This window comes from Mesorhizobium sp. M7A.F.Ca.US.006.04.2.1, assembly GCF_004022915.1.
GTDB lineage: Bacteria > Pseudomonadota > Alphaproteobacteria > Rhizobiales > Rhizobiaceae > Mesorhizobium > Mesorhizobium ciceri.
On the sequence record NZ_RZQA01000492.1, the window covers coordinates 1 to 4,931 of the forward strand.

A 4,931-nucleotide genomic window follows, 5' to 3' on the forward strand; every position below is an offset into this window, starting at 1 on the left:
GTTCTCCACCCACCCCGCCACTGAGAACCGCATTGCAGCCTTGCAGGCGATGGCGCGCGACATGGCCGGCAGCGAAACCCGGGCTGCACCGCGCCAGGCCCCAACGCCACGCCAGGCGGACGAACTGCGGCCATCCGGCCCGTGGGATCAGACAGCACGGCCCGAGCAGCCGGCGGAGCCCGCCAAGCCCAAATCCAACCCATGGGGTCGCAATCCGACCGGGCCCAGGGGCCGGTGGTCGTGAGCGTGGCGGACAGAGGACCTCGACGCACGGTTTCAGGTGATCAGGAACACAGGGACGGCGGCGACTTCGTCGCCGGTCTCGCCGCGCGCAAGGCAGCGGCCCGCCTGCTTGCCGCCGTCATCGATGCCAGGACACCGCTTGACGGGCTGACCGATCACGAGAACGGCCACCCGCAATACAAGGCGCTCGATTTGCGCGATCGCGGCCTTGTCCGCGCCATTCTGGTCACCGCGCTGCGCTATCGCATGACCATATCGGGGCTCTTGGCGCGGCGCCTGGAAAAGCCGCTGCCGCCCAATGCTACGGCGCTGTCGCACATATTGCATGTGGCGGCCGCACAGATCCTGTTCCTCGATATTCCCGACAGCGCCGCCGTCGACATTGCGGTGACCCATGCCAAGTCCGATCCGCGCACGGTGCGGTTCTCCGGCCTCGTCAATGGCGTGCTGCGCACACTGGCACGGGCCAAGGAAACGGAATTGCCTGCCGCCCTTGCCGCCACCGACGAGGCGCCCAAATGGTTTTCCGACAGGCTGAAGACTACCTACGGCAACGAAAAGGCCAGACAGATCCTCGAAGCGCACCGCGTTGAGGCGCCGGTCGACTTCTCGGTCAAGGCCGATCCCGGACTCTGGGCCGAAAAACTCGGCGGCATCGTCCTGCCGACCGGCACGGTGCGGGTCGAGAATCTTGTCGGTCCTGTCACTGAATTGCCTGGCTTTGCCGAGGGCGCCTGGTGGGTCCAGGACGCCGCGGCCAGCCTGCCCGCCCGACTGTTCGGCGATGTCACGGGATTGCGGGTTGCCGATCTCTGCGCCGCGCCCGGCGGCAAGACCGCGCAGCTGATCGTTGCCGGCGCGAAGGTCACCGCCGTCGACACGTCAAAAAACCGGCTCGTGCGGCTGACGCAGAATCTCGAGCGCCTCGGCCTGTCCGCCGAGATCGTCCAGGCCGACCTGCTCAAATACGAGCCGAAGGAATTGTTCGACGCCATTCTCCTCGACGCGCCCTGCTCGTCGACCGGCACGGTGCGGCGGCATCCCGACGTGCCATGGACCAAGACTTCGGCCGATGTGGAAAAACTGGCCGACCTGCAGCGCAGGCTGCTCGCCCGCACTGTGACGCTGGTGAAGCCCGGCGGCAGGATCGTCTTTTCCAACTGTTCGCTCGATCCGCTCGAAGGCGAGGATCTCTGTCGCGCCTTTCTCGCCGGCACGCCTGAAATCACCAATGATCCGCTGCTGCAAGGCGAGATCGCCGGCATCGATCCATTCCTGACGCCGCAAGGCACGCTGCGCACCACGCCCGCCGACCTGGACCTCGGCGCACCGGAACGCTCGGGCCTCGACGGCTTCTTCGCCGCTCGCATGCGGCGAGCCGGCTAGGGCTTGAACTGCCGGATTTGCTGCCTTTTTTAGGCAGGACCGGCGGCAGAAGCAGGTGAACCGGCCCGGGCTCGTGGAATTCGCCTTCGCACGAATCGTGCAATCATGTAGACTCGGCGCCGGGGTAGAGGACGATCAGGAGGGGTTTTGGCACTGGCTGCCAGCAGCACGACGCGTCTGTGGACGCTTGTCGCGAAGGAGTTCTGGCGCAAAACGCGCCGGCGCCTGCGCGCCGGGCCTGTCTATCGCTGGCGCTATTCCGGCCGCACGCCGGAACGTGTGCTGATCGCACCGCCGGACCTGCGCCTCGCCGACCCGCAGATCGCACTCGAGATCTATTACGGCCGCTATCCCCTGTCGGGGCATCTGGTCGAGACCGGCGGCAAGTCGCCTTTCCAGATCAACGTGCCCAATCACGGCTGGCAGAAGACGCTGCACGGCTTTCGCTGGCTGCGCCATATGCGCGCCGCCGGCACGGAGCTTGCCGCTGCCAATGCCCGCGCCCTGGTCTCCGATTGGATCACCATGCATGGCAGCCATATTTCCGGCATCGCCTGGGAGCCCGGCACGACGGCCAAGCGCATCATCGCCTGGTTGCAGCACTCCTCGGTCGTATTGCAGGGCGCCGAGTTCCCTTTCTACCGCGCCTTCCTGAAGTCGGTTGCCATGCAGATCCGCTATCTCAGGTCGATGGCGCGCGAAATGCCCGACGGCAAGGACAGGCTGCGGGCCCGCATCGCGCTCGCCTTCGCTGCCTTGTCCCTGCCGGCGCCGGCATCGGCGCTGCGTGGCGCGACCCGCAATCTTGCCGAGGAACTCGACCGCCAGATCCTCGCCGATGGCGGGCACATTTCGCGCAATCCGATGGTCGTCCTGGAAATCCTCGCCGACCTTCTGCCACTGCGCCAGACCTATGCCAACCAGGCGGAAACGCCGCCGCAGGCGCTGATCGGCGCCATCGACCGCATGCTGCCGGCGCTGCGCTTCTTCCGCCATCAGGATGGCAGCCTCGCCCGCTTCAACGGCATGGGCGCCACCATCCACGACCGCATCGCCACCATCCTGCGCCACGACGACACCGCTGGCGCGCCGCTGCTGCATGCGCCGCATTCCGGCTATGAGCGCCTGTCTATGGGCGGCACCACGGTCATCGCCGACACCGGCCCGCCGCCGCCGGTCGACGTGTCCAATGCCGCACATGCCAGCTGCCTTGCCTTCGAACTGTCGTCCGGGCGCCAGCACTACATCGTCAATGCCGGCATCGACACCTACGGCGCGGCTGAATTCCGGCCGCTGGCGCGCGCCACCGCCGCGCACTCGACCGCCACCATCAACGACACCTCGTCGGCGCGCTTCAGCCACTCGTTGCGCGTCAACGACCTGCTCGGTTCGCCGTTGATCGGCGGCCCGCAGCATGTGCAGTGCAAGCGTACCGACCAGAAGGGCGTTCAGGGTTTCATCGCCCGCCATGACGGCTATGTCGCGCGCTTTGGTTTCCTGCATGAGCGCGAACTGAAGCTGTCGTCGAACGGCAATGTGCTGGCCGGCCGGGACCGCTTCCAGCGCCCCGGCAGTGCCGCGATCCGCAACAATGGCCGCGACTTCGTCACCGTCCGCTTCCACGTTCATCCCGATGTCAACCTTTTGCAGGACGAGCATGACCGCCTGGTGCTGGCTGCCGATCAGGCCGACACCTGGGTGTTCACATCGGCCGAAGTCGTGCCGGAGGTCGAGGAATCGATCTATTTCGCCGGCCTTGGCGGCCCGCGCCGCAGCCGCCAGATCGTGCTTGCCTTCAAGGCCTCGGAAATCGCCGAAGTCCACTGGCAGCTGACCCGCACCAGCATCGCCGGCTACCCGGAAAACAACTGACCCACCTGACCGCTGGTTTGATTTCCGGGCGGCATGTGCTACGGGCCGGGCACCCACCACACCAGTCGTGAAAGGCCGCCAGCCCATGGCCGTCGCCGCCAAGAACATTCCCGCACCAGACCTGGTTCCCGTGCGTCGCGCCCTGCTCTCCGTTTTCGACAAAACTGGCCTCATCGATTTCGCCAAGGCGCTGGCAGCCGCAGGCGTCGAGCTGGTCTCGACCGGCGGCACGGCAAAGGCGATCGCTGACGCGGGCCTTCCGGTGCGCGACGTCTCCGAGCTCACCGGCTTTCCCGAGATCATGGATGGCCGCGTCAAGACCTTGCATCCCGGCGTGCATGGCGCGCTGCTTGGCGTGCGCGACGATCCGGAGCATTCAGCGGCAATGCGCAAATACGGCATCGAGCCGATCGATCTCGTCGTCTCCAATCTCTATCCGTTCGAGGAGGTCCGCCGCTCCGGCGCCGACTACGCATCGATCGTCGAGAACATCGACATTGGCGGCCCGGCCATGATCCGCGCCTCGGCCAAGAACCACGCCTATGTCGCCATCGTCACCGATCCCGGCGACTATGCCTCGGTGCTGAACGCGCTGGAGATGAACATCGGCTCGCTGTCGCTGGATTTCCGCAAGAAGCTGGCCGCCAAGGCCTTCGCCCGCACCGCCAGCTATGACGCGGCGATCTCCGGCTGGTTCGCCGAAGCGCTCGAGATCGAACACCCGACGTGGCGTGCCTTTGGCGGCAGGCTGGTCGAGGTGATGCGCTATGGCGAGAACCCGCATCAGAGCGCCGGCTTCTATATCAATGGCGACAAGCGGCCGGGCGTCGCCACGGCGCGTCAGTTGCAGGGCAAGCAGCTGTCCTACAACAACATCAACGACACCGACGCCGCCTTCGAGCTGGTCGGCGAGTTCGATCCGGCGCGTTCCGCCGCCGTCGCCATCATCAAGCACGCCAACCCGTGCGGCGTTGCCGAAGGCACCTCGCTGAAAGCCGCCTACGCCAAGGCGCTCGCCTGCGACCCGGTTTCGGCCTTCGGCGGCATCGTCGCGGTCAACCGCACCCTCGACGCCGAGGCGGCGGAAGAGATCGTAAAAACCTTCACCGAAGTCATCATAGCGCCCGGCGCCACTGACGAGGCAGCGGCCATCGTCGCGGCGAAGAAGAATTTGCGCCTGCTGGTCACCGGTGGGCTGCCGGATCCGCGCACGCCGGGCACGACGGTCAAATCCGTCGCCGGCGGTCTGCTCATCCAGGGCCGGGACAACGCTGTCGTCGACGACCTCGAACTGAAAGTGGTGACCAAGAGGGCGCCGACGCCGGTCGAAATGGTCGACCTGAAATTCGCCTTCCGCATCGCCAAGCACGTCAAGTCCAACGCCATCGTCTACGTCAGGGACGGCGCCACCGTCGGCATCGGCGCCGGCC

3 protein-coding genes and 1 pseudogene are annotated in these 4,931 nt (G+C 66.4%); all 4 read left to right on the plus strand.

The annotated features are described in order from the left end of the window. Positions 1-244, plus strand: a pseudogene (locus EN925_RS23420) (protease HtpX); the annotation flags it as partial. Next, positions 235-1,629, plus strand: coding sequence for an RsmB/NOP family class I SAM-dependent RNA methyltransferase (locus tag EN925_RS23425; protein WP_245465115.1), 1,395 nt, complete (start codon positions 235-237; stop codon positions 1,627-1,629). The pseudogene EN925_RS23420 and the gene EN925_RS23425, both read left to right, overlap by 10 nt. Before the next feature lie 147 nt (positions 1,630-1,776). Next, entirely contained in the window at positions 1,777-3,501 is a 1,725-nt protein-coding gene (locus EN925_RS23430; RefSeq protein ID WP_013529012.1) for a heparinase II/III family protein, read from the plus strand. An 85-nt stretch (positions 3,502-3,586) separates the two neighbouring features. After that, the coding region (purH, locus tag EN925_RS23435) for a bifunctional phosphoribosylaminoimidazolecarboxamide formyltransferase/IMP cyclohydrolase (RefSeq protein WP_128336959.1) at positions 3,587-4,931 on the plus strand (1,345 nt) is incomplete at its 3' end.